A 22,377-nucleotide genomic window follows, 5' to 3' on the forward strand; every position below is an offset into this window, starting at 1 on the left:
ATTTAGGTTAAGTAACTAAATCCTTAAACCCATGTCTTGTTAATTCATTAGTTTTTTCAAATAACTTCGTCGAATGATGAAAAAGCTTATAACAAATAGTAATAAAAATATACCTACCCCTATTGCTGTGACCCCATAAAGCGCGGATGAAAACTGGTTACGCAATCCAAACATAATTCCACATAGAAGAATAGATGCAAGTACAAACGGGATAAAAATTAATGTCGCTAACTCCTTGGTCACAACAGAAGCTAATTCTTTTATAGAAAAGCCAAGTTTTCGTATTCCTGCATATTTTTCTTTTTCTCCTTCAAGTGCCATTTGCAGGTAAAAATAAAGTATACTCATTGCTGCGCTCAAAAAGATAAGACTCATCATAAAACCGATAAAGAATAAGAGGCTTACCGTGAACTTCTCTGTATCGTACAAATTAATTTTCGAATGAATTTGGCGCTCATACTGTATTGGGGTAATTTTAGAGAAAATGGTTTCAGCTAATTCGTTTTTTTCAGTCCAATGCTCAACCTCATAAGAAAATACTTTAAATATAGGATAATCAATGGTTTCATAAACTGCATCTGGGACGATGTAGTATACCTTTTGAACACCTGACATTAAAATATTTCGTTTCTCAATTCCTGCATATTTAAGTTCTCCAAACGGATAGTCATGGATTAATTCCACACTTGGAAGAATATTTTGGTATCCTGCTACAACATAGTACTCATCATTTTTTAAGAAAAGAGTTTTATGAATGCTAAATGCATTATAATTTGAAACCGACATAAAACCGATATTCTGATTTTTATCTGTTTTAAATGCAGAATAATATGCCTCGTATTTACCTTGTTTTGCTAATGTATGTTCAATGAATGAAACGTCTTCCTGCTCACTTTCCGGCTTATTTCCTGGAAGTGAGATATACTGAAAACTGTACGGTTCTAATGATTCCACTCTCTTATCTATATTGTAATAAGAACTGTACAGTACGTTTGTACATAAAAATACACCTAACAATAAGATAGTTAATAAGTAGATAAGATGGGCATGTGAGCGCCCTTTGGCTTTAAGGTTCGAAACATAAAGCATATTTGTTTTTTTGTAGTATGATGGATGCTTTTGTAATACACGAATCGATAGCAACATTCCCTGCGTGATTATAAAATAAATGGCTAATAGGGAACTGACAAATAGTAAAAGGTAATAGACCATTCCAGGTGATTCAATCCAATTCAGTTCTAAAATAAGTGATAGTGCTAAAAATCCACTCGTTATTACAGATAGTAACAACTTCCATGGTGCAGGTGTTATTAACTTTTCTTGTGTTACATCTGTTTTTAACAGAAGAACAGCTTCTTCCTTGTTAATAAAACGTGTTATAAATTTAGAAACGATACAGAATAAAATTGTAAATAAAATAGTCGTTAATGCGATAGCTTGTACTGGTATATACATACCAAAGCTACTCGCTTGTAACACCCTTTTGGTGATCATTAAAAACAAAGGGGCGATTACAAGCCCAAGCACAATCGCTGTTAGGATTGCTATACCAGCAATAAACATATTTTCTCTGAACAACATCTTACGCACTTGCTGCATAGATGCCCCAGTAATCATAAAAATGCCGAGATTTTTTGTTTTCTTTTTCAAGAATGAAAACATCGAATAAATGATGAAAACGAATGAAAAAATATACACAATAAAGCTCGTAAGCATCATTACAAGGCTAAGTGTACTTCCTATTTGAATGGTCGCCACCATTGGATGGAAAGCTATAATCGAAAATAAGAAAAATATTAAAATGGAAAATACACTGCTTAAAAAATAGGAAATATAGGTCCATTTATCGCGCAAAATGTTTTGAAGGACTATATGATTAAAACTCACGCTGACCACCACCTAAAAATGTAAGTGTATCCATGATTTCCTGATAAAACTCCTTTTTATTATTACCTTGATACACTTCATTAAAAAGAATGCCGTCTTTTATAAAAATTACACGATGTGCAAAACTAGCAACATAAGCATCATGTGTCACCATTAAAATAGCAGTGTTAAAGGTCTTGTTAATTGACTCAAACAATGTCATAACATCATTTACCGCTTTAGAATCTAGGTTTCCAGTTGGTTCATCGGCTAATAATAACCCCGGTTCATGAATAACAGCTCGTGCAATTGCCACACGTTGTTTCTGTCCTCCTGAAATTTCAAATGTTCTCTTTTTTAAAATCCCTTGAATCCCTAAAAAGATTGCAACTTTCTCTAGACGTTTATTCATTTCTGTAGCCTTTACAGAGTCGAGTGTTAAAGGTAATAAAATATTTTCCTCGACTGTTAAAGTATGAACGAGATTAAAGTCTTGGAATACAAATCCTAATTCTGTGCGACGAAACTTCGCTAGTTCCTCGTCATTTAATTCATAAGGATTTTTTGAATTAATTGTAACGGAGCCATTAGTTGGGCGATCAATTGTTGAGATGCAATTAAGGAACGTTGTTTTCCCACTGCCAGAAGGACCCATTACTGCAACGAACTCATTTTTGTCTAAATGAAAATCAATGCCCTTTAACGCTTTGTAGGTAATTTCTCCTGTATATTCCTTTTGAAGCCCTTTTACATTTAAAATGGTGTTTGACATCAGTACTTCACTCCTTTGTATCTTTCAGTATTTTAGTATAAATATGCTTGTTGCTTCTTAACATCTCTCAATGTGACAGGAAGATGACAAAATTGTCACATTCAAAACGGCTACCTTATTTGGTAGCCGTTTCTATACTTCTTGAGAAATCTATTGTAAATGTTGTTTCATTATCTTTAGAATGTAGGTGGTATGGATGATTTAATGTAGTAAGGATACTTTTTACTAAATAAAGACCGATACCAGTTGCTTCCCCTTTTATACGTCCTTTGGTTCCTGTGTAAAATAATTCAAAAACACGTTTTATTTCACTTTCAGGTATCGTTTCTCCTTTATTTTTAATGAACAACTGTCCATTTTCATAATGGATCATAATAGCAGAGTGTTTTTCGCCATATTTAACTGCGTTACTTAATAACTGGTAAACCACAACCTTTAGCCATTTACGATCTGAATAAAGCAATATATGCTCCGGTATAGTGCTTTTAGGAAAGATTTCTTCTTCAATAAAATAATCCCTTAAATCGTTAATAACTTCCTGTACAATAAGTTTTAACTGGATTGGTTCTATTTTTAAATCTGCTAATAATTTAGTAGAGCGACTATACGTTAGTAACTGATTTAAAGAGAAGTTCAGTTTATCACATTCAACTTTTACTTTTTGCCATTCTGCAAGGGAATTGGGTTCCTTAAACTGATTAGACTGTATGAGTAGTTGAATGACAGAAAGTGGCGTCTTCATTTGATGAACTGCATGAGAAATCATTAATTGCTGATTATGTAAAGAACTCTTATATTCCTCTTCTTTTGATAAAAATAAGGATTGAATATATTGCAACTGAGTTGCGTATGCTTTCTCGTATGTAGCAATTGGCTGATGAATCATAAAACTTTCCGTATGGATGTTCTTGTTCCCAATATGTGTATACATTTTTTTACGACGTAAATAACGACAAAAAAGTAGTACGATCAATAGAGAGAAGGCGAGAAATATAAAATAAGTATAATGATTTTCAAAACCATCTAATCTATGAATCACAATTGGTAAGCTAATAAATGTAATGATATACAAAATAATAAAGCTCATATGGTCTTTTAAAAATAACTTCATGTGAGTTTCTCCGTTAATTGATAGCCAATTCCTCGAATAGTTGTAATTTCTAAAGTAGAATGAATGGCTTCTAATTTCTTTCGTACTCTTGCAATATTTACTGTTAAGGTATTTTCCTCAACAAATTCTTCCTCATCCCAAATTGCGGTAAGTAGTTGCTGTCGTGTTACAACATTCGGATACGCTTCAAAGAACATTGTACATAGCTGGAGTTCTTTTATCGTTAATAGCTCCTCCTGATTAGGTGTGCATAATCGTACAGTGTCCAGGTTTAAAGCTGTATTTCCTATTTTTATAATTTTTTCCTGTACATTTCTTGCATATTCGCCATATATACGACGAATTTGTCCATTAATTTTTGCAAGTACCACTCCTAATAAAAAAGGTTTAGTAATGAAATCATCAGCCCCATTTTCAATGCCATACACTTGATCCGCCTCACTCATACGAGCAGAGAGAATCACAATAGGACAATTCGATGTTTGTCTTATTTTACGGGACCAATAATAACCATCAAAGGCAGGAAGGGTAACATCCATTATGACAAGGTGGGGTTGAAAATCTTGAAAAATTTCTAATACCTTTTGAAAATCTTCTACAATTAGGCAATGATATCCATATTTTTCAAGATGGTTTTTTAGTGTATATGCAATATTCATTTCATCTTCAACAATCAATAATTTATACATTTCATCCTCCGATTTATTTATTAATTTTGTCTCATACCTTAATTTTAAACCATTATTGCTTTTGCTCAAAATGAGACCATTCTTATACTATATGGGGTGGCACCATATGCCTATCAACTTAAAGATTTTATAACACCCAGAAATGAAAAAATGGACTTTTTTAATACAAGTTAGCACAAAATTTCGTTTTGGAGGTAGTTGTATTTTCTTAACTTGATGGTGATGTGGCGGTACCCCTAATAGGATCTTCCAGTTTATCTTCATTCTTTTCTACGTTCCTTAATAAAAAGCATAATTATTAATCCTAAAATCGTTGCACCTGCAATAGACACCATAATTACAATCTTTTTCGAAAAAGATGCAATATTCTCGATTGGACCAATCATCTGTTTATAAACGTTATCTTTTGCATCTAATTCATAGGATGCTGGTAACCCCAATTTTTTTGCTTCTTCTTTAAATGCATCAATATCCTTAGGATCCTTTAATGAATAGATTGCATTTTCCAGTGAATTCATAACAGAATTCCGTTGAATTCCAGACCAACAATGTAGTAAAAATTGTATGTTGTTTTTATTCGATTTTTCCTATGCTAAGGAACTATTGGTAGAAGCTATGATAAATATTTAATTAATAACTAACCTTGTTTTAACTCAGATTTTTGCTCTTGTCTAAAATTATTCAAGATTTTTATTGAAACAATAGCTATTAAAGTGAATGACATGAATGTATATATCACGAACACGTCGCTAGAAGAAGTACCGACGAACTACGTGCATCCATTATATTCACTTCGTTGGCAGATTGAAATTTTTTTTAAAACGTGGAAGTCACTCTTTGAAATTGATGAATGTCAAAATATAAAAAGAGAACGCCTAGAGTGCCATTTATATGGACAACTCATCGGCATTCTCCTCTGTTCTCCTACGATGATTCAAATGCGTCAGTTTCTGCTTGAAAAGAAAAAACAGGAGCTGAGTGAATACAAAGCGATGTATATAATTAAAGATTACTTTCCATTACTGTTTCAAGCGATAGCCGTTGGCACAGAAAAACTTTTAAAAATTCTGCATCGCCTTTATCAGCTGCTCAAAAAGAACAGTCGTAAATGTCATCGGTATAAGAAGATGACCGTCTTTGATGTTCTAGGGATTGTGTATAAAACGACGGTGAAGAATAGACAAGTTGCCTAGCAAAAAATCAAGTTTTAATAGGCTTCTTTAGCATGCCTACCTTTCTATAAATTACTAGTTATGAAACAAGAATCGTTTCATAACTAGTAATTTACTTGATTAGCTTGATGGGTATGTGGTATGTCCCCCTTTCTGAAGAAATAATAAGTTTCTTGCAAACATCATGGGGAACAACAAAGTTTTATAGTTTTATTCATTATTAGTAAATAAAAAGTTAGATCGTTATCTCAATCTGATTTCCTTCAGGATCACTTACTACACTTTCGTAGTAACCATCCCCTGTAGTACGGGGACCGTTTAACACAGCGTATCCTGCTTCTTTTAATGTGCTAGTTAATTCGTTCACTTTTTCTTCGCTACCTACAGAAAAAGCAATATGTGCATATCCTATTGTTTGTGTTTGTAATGCATCATCTATCCCTACCTGCTTCATCAGTTCTAGACGCGCACCACCTTCAAAAGTTATAAAATAAGATTCAAACTGCTTTTTCGGATTGTGATATAAGCTATTTTCTTCACCACCGAAGTACAGTTTATAGAAATCACGCATTCCTTCTAAATCATTCACCCAAATTGCTACATGTTCAATTTTCATAATCGACACCTTTTCTTTTATGTTATTCAACTGGCAATTGGATGCTTCATTGCCAGTACATTTAATTTTCTTTATTTGTTCTCGTAATCATAAGATCAAGTCCAAGGCTTTTTAGCCCATATAAATAATCTTCTTTCCAGTTGCTCACTGTTATTTTCGGAATATGTTCTGCCGGAATGTACTGCGTACAACTTTTTACAATTTGATCTATTACAAATTGGTTTACTTCATCATCACAGAAGATGAATCCATGAGGGTTAATAATAGCTGTACATGTAGCTATTAAACGAGTAATAGCATCTATATTATATTCCTCTGGATTATTCGAATCTTCACTTCTCGAAGCTTGTAAGAAATTTTTATTATCATACTGCGGAACGAAAGATATCTCTCCTGAGAAAAAAGTACTTCCTCTTACGACATCTCCATTAATCATAATACCTGCACCCGGACCATTTTGACCTGAATACAAATATACAAGAGAGGAATTATCATAGTTTCCAGTGTTTTTATAATAACCAAGCACTGCGGCATTCATATCGTTTTCTATTACTACTGGTATAGAAAACTGTTCCTCCAAATGACTTTTCAAATTAAAATTTTGGAACTTTTCATATCCAGGAATATAAAAAATACGACCATTATCAACCGAACCAGGCACACCAATTGATATAGAGCTTATTTTCGGGAATGTAGCGATAAGACCTTCAATATGTTTAGATAATAGATTTACGCCCGTATCAATTAACATACTTGAAGTACTTCCTTGTTCTTTTACTTCCCCTAAACAGTTGAAAATTGTATAGTTTGTTTCATTTTTTTCTAAAAATATCGCTAAACCTAACATATATTCTGGATTATATTCATATCGTTTCGCTCTTCTTCCACCACTTGAATCATCTAAACCAGCTAAAGTGACTTCACCGCCTTGTTTCATTTTTTCTATAAATTTACTTATCGTTGGAAAACTAATTTCTAATGTATTACTAAGCTCAACTTTCGTTGCACTACCTCGCTCTAGAAGAACTGTACGAATGCCGCGAAGGATTGTCTCTTTAATCGATTTTTGAGTAACAAATTGCTCACTCAAATCGCTCACCACCTTAATCAACATACTTATTAAACACTTTTAATAAGTTGCGTTGACAATATATCATACATCATTTTCTAAAGCAATAAAGATGATATATTTCCGCTGCACGCACTCTCTGTTTCGCTTCATGTATTCATACAATTTCAGATAACAGAGCAAATAATAAAACAGCTAGCAAGGTATTACGTGTTCCGAATGATTCCCCTAGTATACCAGCCGACTAAAAAGGCTGTATAACCGATGATAGAAACTTACAGCAAACGAAAAACCCGGCAAAACAAATAAGAGAAAAAGAGCGTTTCAAGAAGCAAGTAATGTCTTTGTATAATTGTCCGCACTATTTTTCTTCATAATAAAACACCTTTCACATTGTCTATACGATACAACACCAGTTTATTCATATACCCATGAAAAACGATTTCTATAAGTCTATCGTTTTAATAACTTTAGCTGGGTTACCACCAACTACTACATTATTAGGTACATCTTTTGTCACAACTGCCCCTGAAGCAATTACAGCGTTATCTCCAATTGAAACACCAGGGTTAATAATAGCTCCCCCGCCAACCCAAACATTGTTACCAATCTTTACAGGCTTCCCATATTCTTTGCCAGAATTCCGCTCTACCGGGTGTAAAGGATGAGTAGCAGTGTAAATGTGAACACCAGGTGCAAACATACAATTATCCCCGATTCGAACTTCACAAACGTCTAAAATTACACAATTAAAATTAGCGAAAAAGCTCTTTCCAACATGTATATTGTAGCCGTAATCACAGCGAAAATCAGGATTAATTTGGGCTTTTCCATCAGCTGAAGAACCTAAAAGCTGATTTAATAATGTAAAACGCCTCTCATCTCCTGTCTCCATCGCCTCGTTATAAAGGCGTGTTAAACGTTTTGCCTTCACCCTATCAGCTACTAATTCTTCGTCATCCGCAATATACATTTCTCCCGCCAACATCTTTTCTTTCTCCGTTTTCATACAATTCTCTCCTTCGTAATCAAATGAACCCCACTTATTAAACATGTTTAATAAGTAACCCTATATTAGCATATTTTTTCATATATGCAACTAATAAGTTTGAAAAAGAAATGCGAACTCCTTACTTCACCTAATGATATTACTTGATGGCATTTAACTAATATAATGCACTATACATTTATGAATGAGCACACAAATATGCACATCAATTGTTAAAAAAAAGAGATTGACCCAAAAGTAGCTGAATAGCTACTTGGGTTAACCTCTATTATTTATTATCTTTATTTAACTCTTCTACAATATCCCTTTTTCCTATTCTATTAGCAAAAGGGATAAAAATAATAAGGACTATTCCAAACATCCCCGCTATTACCGTTACGATAAGTTTGAAATCAAAAAATAAAGGTGTACAATCTATTATACTTACCATATAGGTTAATAATGCTCCTATAACAGCCCCTAGTACGATTCCAATAAGTACATATAAATTAACTTGCGTCAAAATAATTTGTACAATCCCTTTTTTCTTAACTGTTATTGCTCGTAAAATAGCAAACTCTTTTCTTTTAGATTGAATATTATTTATAAGTGTATTACATACCCCTAATGTTACACTAAACAAAATTACTACAATTACAACGATGAAAATGGACCACCTTTGCTGGAACATTAAATTAGATTGTTTTAACGATTGAGTATAACTACTTATTTTTAATTGTGGATATTGACCTTTCAATTCCTTTAATTGCTCCAACGTCTCTTTCTCATTATTTGAACTAATAAATGCACGCTCAAAAACTGTATAATCTTGTTTATATGTTACATTACTCCAATCCATAAGCACCGAAGGCGAATTCGGTAGCTCATTAACAATTAATCCGATTTCTACCTTACTAGTCGGTCTAACCTTTTGTTCCTGTTCTGAAAATAGCCCTAATTGAACGATATCACCTACATGAAGTTTATATCGCCCCGCTAACTCTTCTGTAACAATTATACTATTCTCCAAATTTGCAGGTACTTCTGGCAGTAATCCTTGCTTTTCCATTTCCTTTACATCACCTAAATTATAGTCAAAAGTAATATATTTTTCATCTTGCTTTAATTCTGCCAGTGAGTTCGTACTAATCGTACTAGCTCTTTTTATACTACTTATTTCTTTAAATATATTTTGTATATGAGATGAGGGAATTGTTGAATCATTATTCAAACGATTTTCTACAACAATATGTGTTGGAAATTCTCGTTTTAAATATCTTTCATTATTTTTTTGCATCGTTTTAAATATAGTGGAACCGAAGACGACTATCACCATCATTGTACTTATCATTAAGATAACAAATGTATTTTTTCTCACTTGCGGAATTACATTTTTAATAGCAACAAATGTATTCCTTCCAAATATTTTTTTCATTATAGGTAGACATACTATTAATATCGAAGAAAGATAAATAGGAAATAAAATATACACTCCTAAAACCAGAAATATAGTTCCTATTAATATCACTATTCCCTGCGTATCTCCCGTATTTGCTACAAATCCACCTAAAACAGTTAAAAAGATGCTACTCATTAAAAGGAATTTCCCCATAATACTGCGTGTTTTTTTATTAGAAAAATCCGATTCTTCATTCTCCCGCATAAGCTTTACTGGCAATATTTTCGAACTTCTGTATGAAGGATATATCATAAACAATTCAATGAAATAGATACTACAAATCACTGTTACAATTGCTATTTCATAGTCAAAACTTATTGAATTAATTTGAAAAGCAAATACATGCTCTAGCCAACTTTGTAAAAAACGGTTACTTATTACAGCTAGTAACAAACCAAATATTCCACCAAAGAAATTGATTACACTACATTGAATAAATATAACTTTAAACAGTTGTTTCGTTGTTGCTCCCATTGATCGCATAATAGCAAATTGACTTTTATATTTATATAAAAACACTTCAAAATTAGACACCAACAATAACGCAGTAATAATAAGTATTAATGTAGATAAAACGATTATAAAAATATGTAATGATGCTAAATTACTTTTTAAAAACTCGTCTTCCTCCGCAATATCGATTCTTAATTCTTTGTCTATTTTATGAATTTCACTAGACAATGCTAGTACATCTGCATTCTCTTTTGCTTTTATTAACAAATAAGTAGCTTCATTGTGTTTACCCGTTTTTTCATATACGTGCTGTTTCACCGCACCTTCAGATAAAATAAGTATATCTGGAGCTGAACCTCCAGCTTCTATATCAGGCAACACTTCTTTTACTACATATGATTTATTTTCGATTTCAATCTTTTCCCCAACTTTTACTTGTAAAGTTTCTGCTAATCCATCATTTAATGTTACTTCTTCATTTGATATATTTTTAGAAAAGTGATATCGACTTTTAGATAATGAATCGTTTTGAACACCTACTGTATAAATAGCTGTATTCAATTTATTTACTTGCAAATGATTTACTAATACTTTTGACATGTATTCAACATTTTCTTGTTCCTTAATATTTTGTAGTAAAGATTTATCCATCAATTTATTTTGATCAGGGTTATATCCAACGGATAAATCCATATCTCCGTATACATTTTTCACTTCATTTATAACAGACTGTTTCGCATGACTCGAAAATACAATCATCGTAATAATTAAAGAAATAGCCAACATAACGCTAACTATAGAGGAAATAGCAGTGAATTTATTCGTCTTAAAAAAGCGTAAACTTAATCCTCGTACTGATTTTATCATTTTGATTTCTCCATTAAGCTTCTAAATTTATCTAAAATGATATTCATATCATTTACTCCATGAGAACATGTATAATCATCAACAACTTCTCCATTATGAAAGAAGAGAACCCGATCTGCATACGTAGCAATATGGGGATCATGAGTAACAAGAATCATACTTTGATTAAATTTTTGTTTCATATCGACTAATACTCGTAAAATATCATTAGACGTATTGAAATCTAAATTTCCAGTAGGTTCATCTGCAAGAATAATGGGAGGAGATGTTATTAACGCCCTACCAATTGCAACACGTTGTTGTTGTCCCCCAGAAAGCTGAACTGGTCGATGATTCCTCCAATTTACTAAGCCAAGAACATCTAATATTTTATTTGTTTTTTCTCGTATCTCCTCTTCTGAATCGGCTGATAATATGAGGGGTAACGCAATATTTTCTTCTACAGATAAATCCTTTAATAAATGAAATGACTGGAATATAAATCCTATGTTATCCCTTCTATACTCTGTCGCATATGGTTCAATAAACATATTTTCAAGTACTTCACCATTTACATATATAATCCCCTCATCAGGCTTATCTAGAGCACCAAGAATGTTAAGTAATGTACTCTTCCCAGACCCACTCGTCCCCATTACGGCAAGGAGTTCTCCTTTATTTAACTCCAAAGATACATTTTGTAAGGCTCTAACATTTGTATCTACACTCTCATACGTCTTACTTAAACCTTTAACTGCTAACACAATTTCACTCATCTTTATTCACCTCAACACGATTAAATGTTATTTCCTCCATCAGATTAACTTGAATTAAAATTTTTTCTTTTAGATTACTAGGTGGTACAATTTCTGTTCCAATTTGAACTAGTAACTTTTTAAATTCGAGAATTTTAACCATTTCTATCCCTCCCTCAATTTATATTGGTAACAAATTGAAATTTCGTTCGGTTTTTTTATAAAAAAATAAGGGAACGCTCAGCGTCCCCTCTCAAATCCAATCCGTTTTTTAATTTCCGCTAAATTTACCTTCGCAATAGCCCGTGCCTTCTCAGCCCCCTTTTCTAACGCTTCATATAATAAATTTGGCTCATTCATATACATAGCATATTTCTCCCGAGGTCCAGCTAACTCACGGTCTACAACACGAAATAACTCTTTTTTCACATCGCCCCATCCGATTCCAGTCTCATATTTTTCACGTAACGACTGCATTTCATCCTCTGTCGCAAATTCTTTATAAATCGTAAATAACGTTTCTAGTTCTTTCGGTTCATTTGGAAGTGAAGAATCCGTTTTGATTTTAAATATTAATTTCCTTAGTTTTTCTTGCTCCGTAAATAACGGAATCACATTCCCGTAGCTTTTACTCATCTTTCTTCCATCAAGTCCTGGTAATATTGCTCCTTCTTCTTGTATGACATACTCCGGAAGTGTAAATGTCGTGCCGAATGTATGATTAAAATACGTCGCAATATCACGCGCAATTTCGATATGCTGAATTTGATCTTTTCCAACGGGCACATGAGTAGCTTGAAATAATAATATGTCAGCCGCCATTAAAATCGGATACGTATATAACCCCATATTCACTCCGGCATCGACCTCTAAACCCGCCTCTTTATTTTGCTCTACTTTCGCTTTATACGCATGGGCACGGTTCATAAGCCCTTTCGGAGTTAGGCAAGCTAATATCCAAGCTAATTCTAGAATCTCCGGCACTTCCGTTTGCCTATAAAAAATAACATCTTCACTAAGTCCAAGTGATAACCAAGTAGCTGCTACCTCTTTCGTATAACTACTGAACTGACCCGGATCATGCACAGCATTTAACGCATGATAATCAGCTATAAAGTACAATGCTTTTCCTTCATTCTTCTTTGACATTTGCAACGCAGGTTTTATAGCGCCAATATAATTTCCTAAATGCGGATAACCTGTCGGCTTAATCCCAGTTAACATTATTTTCTCACTCATCCTAACTCCTCCTTTCTCAAAATAAAGTGAAACTTTAATCAGTGGGGGTTTTCTTCATCCCCCACTGATTATTAGTTGAACCAATCGGACTTTAATGGGCAGTTGATCCCCCACCTAAATTCTTTGCTTTCGCTGAATTTTGAGGTGGGGGTCTTACTGCCCATTAAAGCGGGATAAAAAGAGCCCCTCATCCTTAAAAAAGGACGAGAGACTCCCGCGGTACCACCTTAATTAGCTATTGTTAGCTCACTTCAACTTCTTAACGTGAAGCAACCGTCTTTACCTACTCATTTCAGTTAGAAGCTCCAGAGCCCATTCCATATTCATCCCTTACTGATTCCCACCACACATCAGCTCTCTGAAAAGTTTCGAATATGTACTCTTCTCTTTCATCGCTTTTCGTTATTTTTTACAGTTTATCACATTTCACTTCTAAACAAACCAAAATTCCCTATTTTATATAGCAGGAATTTCCACTTCAATTGCCTAATATTATATAGGTTTGCAGAAATACTCGAAACAACTTTGGAGGTTTTTTCATGGTAAAATATATATCCATTTTAGGTTCAACAGGATCTATCGGCACATCTGCATTAGATGTCGTTTCAGCTCATCCCGAATATTTTAAAATCGTCGGTTTAACCGCAAATTATAATATCGAGCTTCTTGAGCAACAAATCAAAACGTTTCAACCTCGCATTGTAAGCGTCGCGACAAAAGAATTAGCAGACACGCTTCGTACGCGTATTTCAACCAACGTAAAAATTACATACGGAACAGATGGCTTAATTGCGGTAGCTACTCACCCTGATTCAAATCTTGTATTAAGTTCCGTCGTTGGTGTTTCAGGATTACTCCCAACAATTGAAGCATTAAAAGCGAAGAAAGATATTGCCATCGCTAATAAAGAAACGTTAGTGGCAGCTGGTCATATCGTAACTGAACTGGCCAAACAAAACGGATGTCGTTTAATTCCAGTCGATAGCGAACATTCAGCTATTTTCCAATGTTTAAACGGAGAAAATAACAGAGAAATTGACAAATTAATCGTTACAGCTTCTGGCGGTGCATTCCGTGATAAAACACGTGAAGAAATGAACACTTTACAAGCAAAAGATGCTTTAAAGCACCCAAACTGGTTAATGGGGGCAAAATTAACGATTGATTCTGCCACATTAATGAATAAAGGATTCGAAGTAATGGAAGCAAGATGGCTATTTGATATTCCTTATGAAAAAATTGATGTAATGATTCATACAGAAAGTATTATTCATTCTTTAGTAGAGTTTATTGATGGATCAGTTATAGCGCAGCTCGGTGCTCCTGATATGAGAATGCCGATTCAATATGCGTTTCACTACCCTACTCGGCTACCTTCTTCCTATGAAAAATTAAATTTATTAGAAATTGGTAGTTTACATTTTGAAAAACCAGATTTAGAGAAGTTCCCTTGTCTACAATACGCATATGAATGTGGCAAAATTGGTGGTACTACTCCTGCTGTATTAAACGCAGCAAATGAAATTGCGAATGCACTATTCTTAAAAAATGAAATTGCCTTTTTCGATATTGAAAAAACAATTTACAAAACAGTTGAAGCTCATCATAACGTAAACGATCCTTCACTAGATGCTATATTAGAAGCGGATCAATGGGCACGCCAATATGCACATCAATTGTTAATAAAAAAGAGCTAAAACAGATAATACTGTTTTAGCTCTTTTTTTACGTATTCAACTTAACAAATCGATAACCGTGCGTAACTAACACTTTTAATATCGCATACCCTGGAATTGCTAAAATAATCCCCATAATTCCAAATAAATTTCCGGCAGTTAAAATAATAAAAATGATAGTAATCGGGTGAATATCTAGCTTTTTCCCCATGACTTGCGGAGAAATAAATTTACCTTCTGCTAATTGTACAATCATCATTACGATAATTACTTTTAACACCATTGATGGCGAGTCAATAAATGCGATGATTAACGCTGGTGTAATTGCAATGATTGGGCCTACGTACGGAACGATATTTACAATCATCGCTAAAATAGCAAGTAATACCGCATATTTAATACCGATAATAAGGTAACCAATTAATAGCATAATACCGATAAACAAGCTAACGATAATTTGCCCTCTAATATACGAGCTAATTGCATAATGCATATCATCTAGTATTCTCATCGCTGCTGGTCGTCTTTGTTCTGAAATGAACTTTAAGAAATGATTCGGCAATTGCTCACCATCTTTTAAAAGATAGAACAATATAAACGGAACCATTACAAACGTTAAAACGACCTCTGTAAGGGTACTTAAAAATCCAGTTACATTTCCTGTTACTGATGATAACGACTTCGTAAAATCAACAGTGTAATCTTTTACCATACTCGCTACATCAATATTTAAATTCTCCTGAATTTTCCCTAGTAAATTACTTTCTCCAAATCTACGTGCCGCACGTTCAATTTCATGACCGAAATACGGTAAGTTATCTATTAATGCATCGATTTGATCTTTAATAATAGGAATAACCGTTAAAACTAAAAACACAAATAATCCAATTACTATTAAGTATATCGAGGCTATCGATACAATTCTTGAAACACCCTTCTTTTCTAAAAGCGAAACGAATGGATGCAAAATATAAAATAGTACGCCTGCTAATAAGACCGGGAAGAAAATTGTCTTTAAAAAGACGATAAACGGTGTAAAAACAAATGATATTTTTGTTAGTAATAAAATATTAATGAACAATAGTGCAAACCCAAGTAACACTGCTAAATAATTGTGTTCTCTAAAAAACTTTTTCAACTTATCCCTTTTTCTTATATTTATTTTCTCCAACGAAACCACCTCTTCGAATGATGAAAAGCCCTTATCCAGGGCTTTTCATCATAATCTATATATCTATTTCTTTGCAGCTTTCACTACAAATGATACAATAAAAATTAACACGATTGCTCCTAATAATGCTGGCACGACATGAATCCCACCAAATGATGGCCCAAAAGATCCAAATAATCTACCACCCAACGAAGCACCTAATAAACCGGCGATTATATTGCCGAACATACCACCTGGGAAATTTTTACCCGTTATAGAACTTGCAATTGCACCTATAATAGCACCAACTAAAAATGTGATAATCCATCCCATTTTTAGTCCTCCATTTCTATTATGGTGTATTTCTTTTTCATACTAAATGATTATGTAACTACTATAATTATTATATCCAAAAAAGAAAAATGTTGTCAAATCTATGAAAAGAAAGTCTACAAGGAGGTTTTTACGCTATGATTCAAAAATTAATAACAACGTCTCACAACACAGCTACTTCTATTTTAAATATTCAAATACCCGCTTATGGAATTGAGGAAAAATATATAAATAGTACAGCTATCCCTCGCCTTTACGATACTGTACCCGATATTCAATCATGTGATGAAATTTTCTATGGCTATTTTTATGAAGATACACTTGCTGGGTTTATTTCTTTTAAAGTAGATGAAGACGAAGTTGATATTCATCGTTTAGTAGTATCCCCTGATCATTTTCATAAGGGAATTGCTACAAAATTACTACTTTATGTATTTGACATGTTCCCCCCTTCCAAAACATATATTGTACAAACTGGAAAAGAAAATACGCCTGCTCTGTCTTTCTATAAAAAACATGGCTTTCTTGAAGTAAAGGATATCATATTACCCGATGGAGTGGTTTTAACCTCACTTAAAAAATCAGAAAACAATAAATAGTTTGACTCATCAATTTATTTATGTTATCTTTTACTTTATAAAACCTTTTGCTGAGTCCAAAATTTGGAGCGGGGGAACCATTTTTGTAGCTATGCTACTTGGGGCGAATCTTATTTAAGTAGGGAAACTCTCACTTCCCGAGTCCGACAGCTAACCTCGTAAGCGTAATGGGAGAGGAAGGTGCTTTTTGCCTATGTTACACATTTTGCCTCCTTAATTATAAATATGGGATCGATACCAAATAGACACCTATATTTATAGAAAAGGAGACATGCACTATGTTACGTTTATCTGATCACGCAATCAAAATGATGGAGCAAAGACTTCGACTCGAACAACATCGCACATACCAAGCAAATAAAGTTGTAGATAACTTACATCACAAATACTTCTTTCAACATATTTTTCAACCAAAAAGATAAAGAAATGGTTCATTTAACATCAAAAACACAAGGTGTGTCTAAAAAGGCATCCCTTGTGTTTTTTATTTTTCTTATAAAATTCTCACTACATTTAAACTTGCTGTAATCGCACCCGCTATGGTCGTTACATGCCCTACCCCTAACGGACCATTTTGTAATATTAATGTTGAATTGGCACTCGTTACATTCACAAGAAGCGTATTTGAAATGGCTGGTTCAATTACTACAGTTGATGTCGTTACGTTTTGTATAAAGCTCCCTGCTAGTTGTGTTCCATTTAATAGCAATCTAACAGATACTGTCTCATTCCCACCATTGGCATCCCCTTGAAAATAGTAGCTTACTAAATATATTCCTGGCGTCGTTACTGTGACTGTCGTAGCACTAGTTAATGATACACCAGTTCCATATACAGTGGATCCTGAATTAATTGGAATGTTGGCATTTGCTGCTATTGTGCTTGTTGATGTAGAAAAGAAATATCCGCCACCTGTCGATATAGCAGATGATCCTGTTGCTCCAGTTAAGCCTGTTGGACCCGTTGCACCTGTTGGGCCTGTTACTCCCGTTCCGCCTGTCGCTCCAGCTATGCCTTGGATTCCTTGGATTCCAGTCGGTCCTGTTGCACCAGTCGCTCCAGTCGCTCCTGTTGCTCCGGTTGCTCCCGTCACACCTTGTGCGCCTTGGATTCCTTGGATTCCTTGTGGGCCTGTTACTCCCGTAGGGCCGGTCGCTCCCGCCTGCCCCGTTACCCCTTGTGGACCTTGGATTCCTTGCACGCCTTGTGGACCGGTTGCTCCCGTCGGTCCTGTTGCTCCCGCCTGCCCAGTTACGCCTTGTGGTCCTTGAATTCCTTGTGGACCTTGAGGGCCCGTTACTCCCGTCGCTCCGGTTGCTCCAGTTGCACCAGTTGGGCCCGTCGCTCCGGTTATCCCTTGAATTCCTTGCGGTCCAGTTGGGCCGGTTGGACCAATAGGCCCTTGGATTCCTTGGATTCCTTGAATGCCCTGTGGACCGGTTGGGCCTTGTAGACCTTGTATCCCTTGAATTCCTTGTGGTCCTGTTGCCCCTGTTGGACCTGTTGGACCCTCTGGACCTTGCACTCCTTGGATTCCAGTCGCTCCGGTTGGTCCTATATTTCCTTGAGGTCCCTGTATTCCTTGAATTCCTTGTGGACCGGTTGGGCCTGTTATGCCGCTCGGTCCTTGTACTCCTTGGATTCCTTGGGGCCCAATTGGTCCCTGTATGCCTTGAATCCCTTGTAGCCCCTGTAAACCTGTTGGACCCGTTGCTCCTCTTACACCTTGTTCACCTTGTATGCCTTGAATTCCTTGTGGACCGGTTGGACCGATTGGACCCTGCGCCCCTTGCACGCCTTGCGGGCCAGTTGGACCGGTTGTTCCTACTGGTCCCTGTATCCCTTGTAAACCTTGTAGACCGGTTGGACCTGTTACTCCCATTACACCTTGGGGTCCTTGAATACCTTGATCACCCGTCGGACCGGTTGCCCCCATTGGTCCCTGCACTCCTTGCAAACCTGTTAAACCAGTTGCTCCAGTTGGTCCCTGTACTCCTTGCACTCCTTGAATTCCAGTCGCTCCCGTTGCTCCAGTCGCTCCCGTTACACCAGTTGCTCCCGTCGGACCGGTTGGACCTCCTGGTGATCCTGCTGGACCTGTTGGACCGGTCGGACCTCCTGGCGGGCCTGTTGGGCCGGTTGCCCCCGTTGGACCGGTTGCAGATCCTGTTGGACCTGTTACTCCTGCCTGACCGGTCGAGCCTGTTGGACCTGGATCCCCTTGCAAGCCTGTTGGGCCGGTTGGTCCTATTACACCTTGCACTCCTTGTATCCCCTGAGAACCGGTTGGACCCGTCTGCCCCATCTCACCTTGTGGGCCTTGTAAACCTTGAACACCAGTTGCCCCTGTTGGTCCCATCGGCCCTTGTTCTCCTTGAATTCCTTGAGATCCTGTTGGACCAGTCGGGCCAATTGGTCCCTGAATACCTTGTATACCTGTTACACCTTGTAAACCACTATTCCCTAAATTCCCTTGAACACCTTGTATACCCGTATTTCCTGTTGGGCCAGTCGGACCTATTTCACCTTGTACTCCTTGTATACCTTGTATTCCTGTTGGACCGGTTGGACCAATTTCTCCTTGTATACCTTGTATTCCTTGTATTCCTGTTAGACCTGTTTCTCCCATTGGCCCAGGTATACCTTGTATCCCTTGAATTCCAGTTGGGCCAGTCGGACCTCGTTCGCCTTGAATACCTTGAACACCTTGAATCCCTTGTGGACCTTGTTCCCCCATCGGCCCTTGACTCCCTTGAGCACCCCGTGGTCCTGTTAAGCCAGTGGGACCTGTTGGTCCAATCTCTCCTTGCACCCCTTGCACTCCTTGTATTCCTGTCGGACCCGTTGGACCAATTGGCCCTTGTACGCCTTGTATTCCTTGTGGTCCAGTTGGTCCACCTAAAGAACCTGTCGGACCTGTTGGACCTGTTGGTCCCGTAATACCTGACGCTGGAAAAGGAATAGGTGCTTGAAACTTACTACACTTATCTTGATCCTTCACAAGCATCTCCCCCGTTATAACTAACGTATCAAACTATTTTTAATACATTTAAACTAGCTGTTATCACACCAGATAATGTCGTTACATGCCCGATAGCTAATGGACCATTTTGTAAAGACAAAGTTGCATTTGAAGAAGTAACTTCAATGACCATCGTATTCGAAACTGCTGGTTCTAATATAAAAGTACTTCCTGTAACATAAAGAATAAAACTCCCTGCAACTTGTGTTCCATTTAAAGTAAGCCTTACTGAAATCGTTTCATTCCCTCCAGTTGGATCACCTTGAAAATAATAGCTTACTAAATAAATTCCCGGTGTACTTAATGTTACAGTTGTTGCATTTGTTAAACTGACATCAGAACCAAAAACTGTAGATCCAGAATTAATTGGTATTAACGCATTCGCTGCAATTGTACTCGTTGAAGTAGAAAAGAAATAACCGCCCCCGCTTGGTAAGCCAGTCGCTCCAGTTGCTCCCGCTATTCCCAAGAAACCTATTGAACCTGCACTACCAGTGGATCCAATAGGTCCCACAGCTCCAATAGGTCCTTGACTACCTTGCGCTCCGGCCGGTCCTACACTACCGCTAACCCCTGTCGTTCCCGTTGCTCCAGTTGGTCCTTGTGGGCCTTGTATACCTTGAGAACCTTGTATCCCGGTTACTCCCGTTGCTCCAGTTGGTCCGGTCATTCCTGTACTTCCTTGTATCCCCATACTCCCCTGAACGCCTTGTATTCCTTGTGCTCCTGTCGCCCCTGCTTCTCCTGTCGCTCCTGTTTCTCCAGTTACGCCCGTAACTCCAATATTCCCTTGTGGTCCCTCGGGTCCCTCAATACCTTGTGCACCTTGCACTCCTTGAGGACCAGTTATCCCGTTTTCTCCTAGATTTCCTTGGGGACCTCTAATTCCTTGCGCACCTGTCGGACCTGTTATTCCTTGTATACCTTGCATACCTTGAGAACCTTGAGCTCCTGTTGGGCCTACTATACCTTGGATTCCTTGCGGTCCTTGGGGACCAATTGCTCCAGTCGGTCCTATTATTCCTTGCACTCCTTGAGGGCCTTGTGCACCTTGTGGACCTGTCAATCCCGTTATCCCTTGTATCCCTTGAACTCCTTGTATTCCTTGAATTCCAGCTGCTCCTGTTTCTCCTCGGATTCCTTGTGCACCTTGTATGCCTTGTGCTCCTGCTGGACCGGTTACCCCTTGGATTCCTTGTGCACCTTGAGCTCCTGCCGCTCCTGTTATGCCTGCCTGACCTATTATTCCTTGTAACCCTTGTATTCCTTGAGCTCCTGTTGGACCAGTTATTCCTTGGATTCCTTGCACACCTTTAGGACCTTCTGCGCCCGTTGGACCGATTTCTCCCTGCGGCCCTTGGATTCCTTGTGGACCTTCTACACCGGTTGCTCCTGTTATCCCTTGAAAACCTTGGGGTCCCTGTGCTCCTTGAAATCCAACTGCTCCAACTACACCTTGAGCTCCTTGCACTCCTCTTACACCTTGAGGACCAGTTGGACCAATTATTCCTTGTAATCCTTGTGCTCCTATCGCACCAGTTCCCCCTGTTACACCCCGCGCACCAGTTGCGCCCGTTGGACCTGTTGGCCCACCAGGTGGACCGGGTGGACCAGATGGACCAGTCACTCCACTAGACGGACCAATGGGACCGGTTGTTCCTGTTGGCCCACCAGGCGGACCTACTGGACCTTGTGTACCAGTAGGTCCGGTCGCTCCTGTTATCCCTCGTATTCCTTTTGCCCCTTGAAAACCTGTGGATCCGTTTATCCCTTGTATCCCTTGAATACCTGATGGACCTTGAGGCCCTATTACACCTGTTATTCCCTTTATTCCACTTATACCTTGAGGGCCTTGTGGACCAGTAGAACCGGTTGGGCCTACTACACCTTGTATCCCTTGATCACCTTGGTATCCTTGCTCTCCAGTAATTCCTTGTATTCCTTGTGGACCTTCTTCTCCTTGTATACCTGTAGTTCCATCCTCCCCTTGTATTCCTTGCGCTCCTTGGGAACCTTGAGGACCTGTTACACCTGTCATACCAGCTTCCCCTATCACACCTTGCATTCCTTGTGCTCCCGTTTGTCCTCGCTCACCTATCTCTCCTTGTATTCCTTGGGGACCTTGTATACCTTGACTACCGGCAGGACCAATCGCTCCTTGTATCCCTTCTAATCCTTGTACTCCAATATCACCAATTAGACCTTGGTTTCCGATTAATCCTTGGGCACCTTGGAGACCAGTTGGGCCAGTTATCCCTTGCTCTCCTGTATCACCAATAGCTCCATGTATTCCTTGTGCTCCTGTTGTCCCTCGGGGACCTTGTATTCCCCTGATACCTTGAGGACCTTGAGGCCCAGTTGCTCCCGTCGGGCCAGTCACCCCTGTAGGACCAACAGGACCTTCATGACCTCCAGTTGGACCAATCGGGCCACTATTACCAGTTGGGCCAGTTGCTCCTATAAGCGGAAGAGGCAGTGCCACTCCAAATTTTTTGCACTTTCTATGATGACGCACAACAATCCCCCTTCCCCAAAATAATTACACCTTTTATATGAAATGCA

Annotated in this window: 18 protein-coding genes, 2 pseudogenes, 1 riboswitch and 1 other annotated feature; of the genes and pseudogenes, 4 read left to right on the plus strand and 16 right to left on the minus strand. The window is 37.4% G+C overall.

Annotation, left to right across the window (positions count from 1 at the left end):
- Nucleotides 1–39: 39 nt before the first annotated feature.
- From ATN06_RS16865 to ATN06_RS16885, 5 genes and pseudogenes are all read right to left on the minus strand, one after another.
- Nucleotides 40–1,887 (minus strand): FtsX-like permease family protein, encoded by a 1,848-nt coding sequence (locus tag ATN06_RS16865; protein WP_060631605.1) that lies wholly within the window; start codon nucleotides 1,885–1,887, stop codon nucleotides 40–42.
- A complete protein-coding gene (locus ATN06_RS16870; RefSeq protein WP_060631606.1) occupies nucleotides 1,877–2,638 on the minus strand; it encodes an ABC transporter ATP-binding protein in 762 nt (253 codons plus the stop codon). The genes ATN06_RS16865 and ATN06_RS16870 overlap by 11 nt, the downstream gene beginning before the upstream one ends.
- A gap of 115 nt (nucleotides 2,639–2,753) precedes the next feature.
- A complete protein-coding gene (locus ATN06_RS16875) occupies nucleotides 2,754–3,749 on the minus strand; it encodes a sensor histidine kinase (RefSeq protein WP_060631607.1) in 996 nt (331 codons plus the stop codon).
- A complete protein-coding gene (locus ATN06_RS16880) occupies nucleotides 3,746–4,438 on the minus strand; it encodes a response regulator transcription factor (RefSeq protein ID WP_060631608.1) in 693 nt (230 codons plus the stop codon). The genes ATN06_RS16875 and ATN06_RS16880 overlap by 4 nt, the downstream gene beginning before the upstream one ends.
- A gap of 263 nt (nucleotides 4,439–4,701) precedes the next feature.
- Nucleotides 4,702–4,962 (minus strand): annotated as a pseudogene (locus tag ATN06_RS16885) (ABC transporter permease); the annotation flags it as partial.
- Nucleotides 4,963–5,160: 198 nt separating this feature from the next.
- Here ATN06_RS16885 and ATN06_RS16890 point away from each other — a divergent pair.
- Nucleotides 5,161–5,631 (plus strand): annotated as a pseudogene (locus tag ATN06_RS16890) (IS4 family transposase); the annotation flags it as partial.
- A 214-nt stretch (nucleotides 5,632–5,845) separates the two neighbouring features.
- Here the strand turns inward: ATN06_RS16890 and ATN06_RS16895 are convergent.
- From ATN06_RS16895 to ATN06_RS16920, 7 genes are all read right to left on the minus strand, one after another.
- Complete coding sequence (locus tag ATN06_RS16895; RefSeq protein WP_060631611.1) at nucleotides 5,846–6,226, minus strand: VOC family protein; 381 nt, start codon at nucleotides 6,224–6,226, stop codon at nucleotides 5,846–5,848.
- A gap of 61 nt (nucleotides 6,227–6,287) precedes the next feature.
- Nucleotides 6,288–7,316 carry an ROK family transcriptional regulator gene (locus ATN06_RS16900; RefSeq protein WP_060631612.1) on the minus strand — a complete coding sequence of 343 codons (1,029 nt, stop codon included), beginning with the start codon at nucleotides 7,314–7,316 and terminating at the stop codon, nucleotides 6,288–6,290.
- 424 nt (nucleotides 7,317–7,740) lie between these two features.
- The gene (locus tag ATN06_RS16905) at nucleotides 7,741–8,304 is read right to left on the minus strand and encodes a maltose O-acetyltransferase (protein ID WP_060631613.1); all 564 of its coding nucleotides are present in this window, start codon (nucleotides 8,302–8,304) and stop codon (nucleotides 7,741–7,743) included.
- Nucleotides 8,305–8,572: 268 nt separating this feature from the next.
- Nucleotides 8,573–11,062: an FtsX-like permease family protein gene (locus tag ATN06_RS16910; RefSeq protein WP_060631614.1), complete on the minus strand. Its 2,490-nt coding sequence runs from the start codon at nucleotides 11,060–11,062 to the stop codon at nucleotides 8,573–8,575.
- Nucleotides 11,059–11,817, minus strand: coding sequence for an ABC transporter ATP-binding protein (locus ATN06_RS16915; RefSeq protein ID WP_060631615.1), 759 nt, complete (start codon nucleotides 11,815–11,817; stop codon nucleotides 11,059–11,061). The genes ATN06_RS16910 and ATN06_RS16915 overlap by 4 nt, the downstream gene beginning before the upstream one ends.
- The gene (locus ATN06_RS28655; RefSeq protein ID WP_088115999.1) at nucleotides 11,810–11,959 is read right to left on the minus strand and encodes a hypothetical protein; all 150 of its coding nucleotides are present in this window, start codon (nucleotides 11,957–11,959) and stop codon (nucleotides 11,810–11,812) included. Before ATN06_RS28655 ends, ATN06_RS16915 begins: the two co-directional genes overlap by 8 nt.
- Nucleotides 11,960–12,036: 77 nt before the next feature.
- Nucleotides 12,037–13,035, minus strand: a complete 999-nt coding sequence (locus ATN06_RS16920) for a tryptophan--tRNA ligase (RefSeq protein ID WP_060631616.1) — start codon at nucleotides 13,033–13,035, stop codon at nucleotides 12,037–12,039.
- Between the two features lie 196 nt (nucleotides 13,036–13,231).
- Nucleotides 13,232–13,437 (minus strand) — a binding site (T-box leader).
- 137 nt (nucleotides 13,438–13,574) lie between these two features.
- Here ATN06_RS16920 and ATN06_RS16925 point away from each other — a divergent pair.
- On the plus strand, nucleotides 13,575–14,732 hold the full coding sequence (locus ATN06_RS16925) for a 1-deoxy-D-xylulose-5-phosphate reductoisomerase (RefSeq protein WP_060631617.1): 1,158 nt from the start codon (nucleotides 13,575–13,577) through the stop codon (nucleotides 14,730–14,732).
- Between the two features lie 28 nt (nucleotides 14,733–14,760).
- Here ATN06_RS16925 and ATN06_RS16930 read toward each other — a convergent pair whose 3' ends face one another.
- Nucleotides 14,761–15,882, minus strand: a complete 1,122-nt coding sequence (locus ATN06_RS16930) for an AI-2E family transporter (RefSeq protein ID WP_060631618.1) — start codon at nucleotides 15,880–15,882, stop codon at nucleotides 14,761–14,763.
- 63 nt (nucleotides 15,883–15,945) lie between these two features.
- Nucleotides 15,946–16,194: a GlsB/YeaQ/YmgE family stress response membrane protein gene (locus ATN06_RS16935; RefSeq protein WP_000539714.1), complete on the minus strand. Its 249-nt coding sequence runs from the start codon at nucleotides 16,192–16,194 to the stop codon at nucleotides 15,946–15,948.
- 137 nt (nucleotides 16,195–16,331) lie between these two features.
- Here ATN06_RS16935 and ATN06_RS16940 point away from each other — a divergent pair, with 137 nt between their 5' ends.
- Both ATN06_RS16940 and ATN06_RS16945 read left to right on the plus strand, forming a co-directional pair.
- Nucleotides 16,332–16,793 (plus strand): GNAT family N-acetyltransferase, encoded by a 462-nt coding sequence (locus ATN06_RS16940; RefSeq protein ID WP_060631619.1) that lies wholly within the window; start codon nucleotides 16,332–16,334, stop codon nucleotides 16,791–16,793.
- A 38-nt stretch (nucleotides 16,794–16,831) separates the two neighbouring features.
- Nucleotides 16,832–16,974: riboswitch (cyclic di-AMP (ydaO/yuaA leader) on the plus strand.
- Nucleotides 16,975–17,071: 97 nt separating this feature from the next.
- Nucleotides 17,072–17,215 (plus strand): hypothetical protein, encoded by a 144-nt coding sequence (locus ATN06_RS16945; RefSeq protein WP_000945246.1) that lies wholly within the window; start codon nucleotides 17,072–17,074, stop codon nucleotides 17,213–17,215.
- 71 nt (nucleotides 17,216–17,286) lie between these two features.
- On the opposite strand, the gene ATN06_RS16950 is transcribed toward ATN06_RS16945, so the two are convergent.
- Complete coding sequence (locus tag ATN06_RS16950; RefSeq protein ID WP_060631620.1) at nucleotides 17,287–19,800, minus strand: BC_3345 family exosporium-associated protein; 2,514 nt, start codon at nucleotides 19,798–19,800, stop codon at nucleotides 17,287–17,289.
- 22 nt (nucleotides 19,801–19,822) lie between these two features.
- Nucleotides 19,823–22,330, minus strand: coding sequence for a collagen-like protein (locus ATN06_RS16955; RefSeq protein WP_060631621.1), 2,508 nt, complete (start codon nucleotides 22,328–22,330; stop codon nucleotides 19,823–19,825).
- Nucleotides 22,331–22,377 lie beyond the last annotated feature (47 nt).

Origin of the sequence: Bacillus thuringiensis, assembly GCF_001455345.1 — a bacterium.
In the GTDB taxonomy this organism is placed as follows: Bacteria; Bacillota; Bacilli; order Bacillales; family Bacillaceae_G; genus Bacillus_A; species Bacillus_A thuringiensis_N.

Bases quoted from the DNA above. Each gene is read 5' to 3' on its own strand.
- ATN06_RS16870 (WP_060631606.1), bottom strand. From the start codon at position 2,638: ATGTCAAACACCATTTTAAATGTAAAAGGGCTTCAAAAGGAATATACA.
- ATN06_RS16950 (WP_060631620.1), bottom strand. From the start codon at position 19,800: ATGCTTGTGAAGGATCAAGATAAGTGTAGTAAGTTTCAAGCACCTATT.
- ATN06_RS16935 (WP_000539714.1), bottom strand. From the start codon at position 16,194: ATGGGATGGATTATCACATTTTTAGTTGGTGCTATTATAGGTGCAATT.
- ATN06_RS16915 (WP_060631615.1), bottom strand. From the start codon at position 11,817: ATGAGTGAAATTGTGTTAGCAGTTAAAGGTTTAAGTAAGACGTATGAG.
- ATN06_RS16880 (WP_060631608.1), bottom strand. From the start codon at position 4,438: ATGTATAAATTATTGATTGTTGAAGATGAAATGAATATTGCATATACA.
- ATN06_RS16895 (WP_060631611.1), bottom strand. From the start codon at position 6,226: ATGAAAATTGAACATGTAGCAATTTGGGTGAATGATTTAGAAGGAATG.
- ATN06_RS16875 (WP_060631607.1), bottom strand. From the start codon at position 3,749: ATGAAGTTATTTTTAAAAGACCATATGAGCTTTATTATTTTGTATATC.
- ATN06_RS16925 (WP_060631617.1), top strand. From the start codon at position 13,575: ATGGTAAAATATATATCCATTTTAGGTTCAACAGGATCTATCGGCACA.
- ATN06_RS16920 (WP_060631616.1), bottom strand. From the start codon at position 13,035: ATGAGTGAGAAAATAATGTTAACTGGGATTAAGCCGACAGGTTATCCG.
- ATN06_RS28655 (WP_088115999.1), bottom strand. From the start codon at position 11,959: ATGGTTAAAATTCTCGAATTTAAAAAGTTACTAGTTCAAATTGGAACA.
- ATN06_RS16945 (WP_000945246.1), top strand. From the start codon at position 17,072: ATGTTACGTTTATCTGATCACGCAATCAAAATGATGGAGCAAAGACTT.
- ATN06_RS16910 (WP_060631614.1), bottom strand. From the start codon at position 11,062: ATGATAAAATCAGTACGAGGATTAAGTTTACGCTTTTTTAAGACGAAT.
- ATN06_RS16940 (WP_060631619.1), top strand. From the start codon at position 16,332: ATGATTCAAAAATTAATAACAACGTCTCACAACACAGCTACTTCTATT.
- ATN06_RS16905 (WP_060631613.1), bottom strand. From the start codon at position 8,304: ATGAAAACGGAGAAAGAAAAGATGTTGGCGGGAGAAATGTATATTGCG.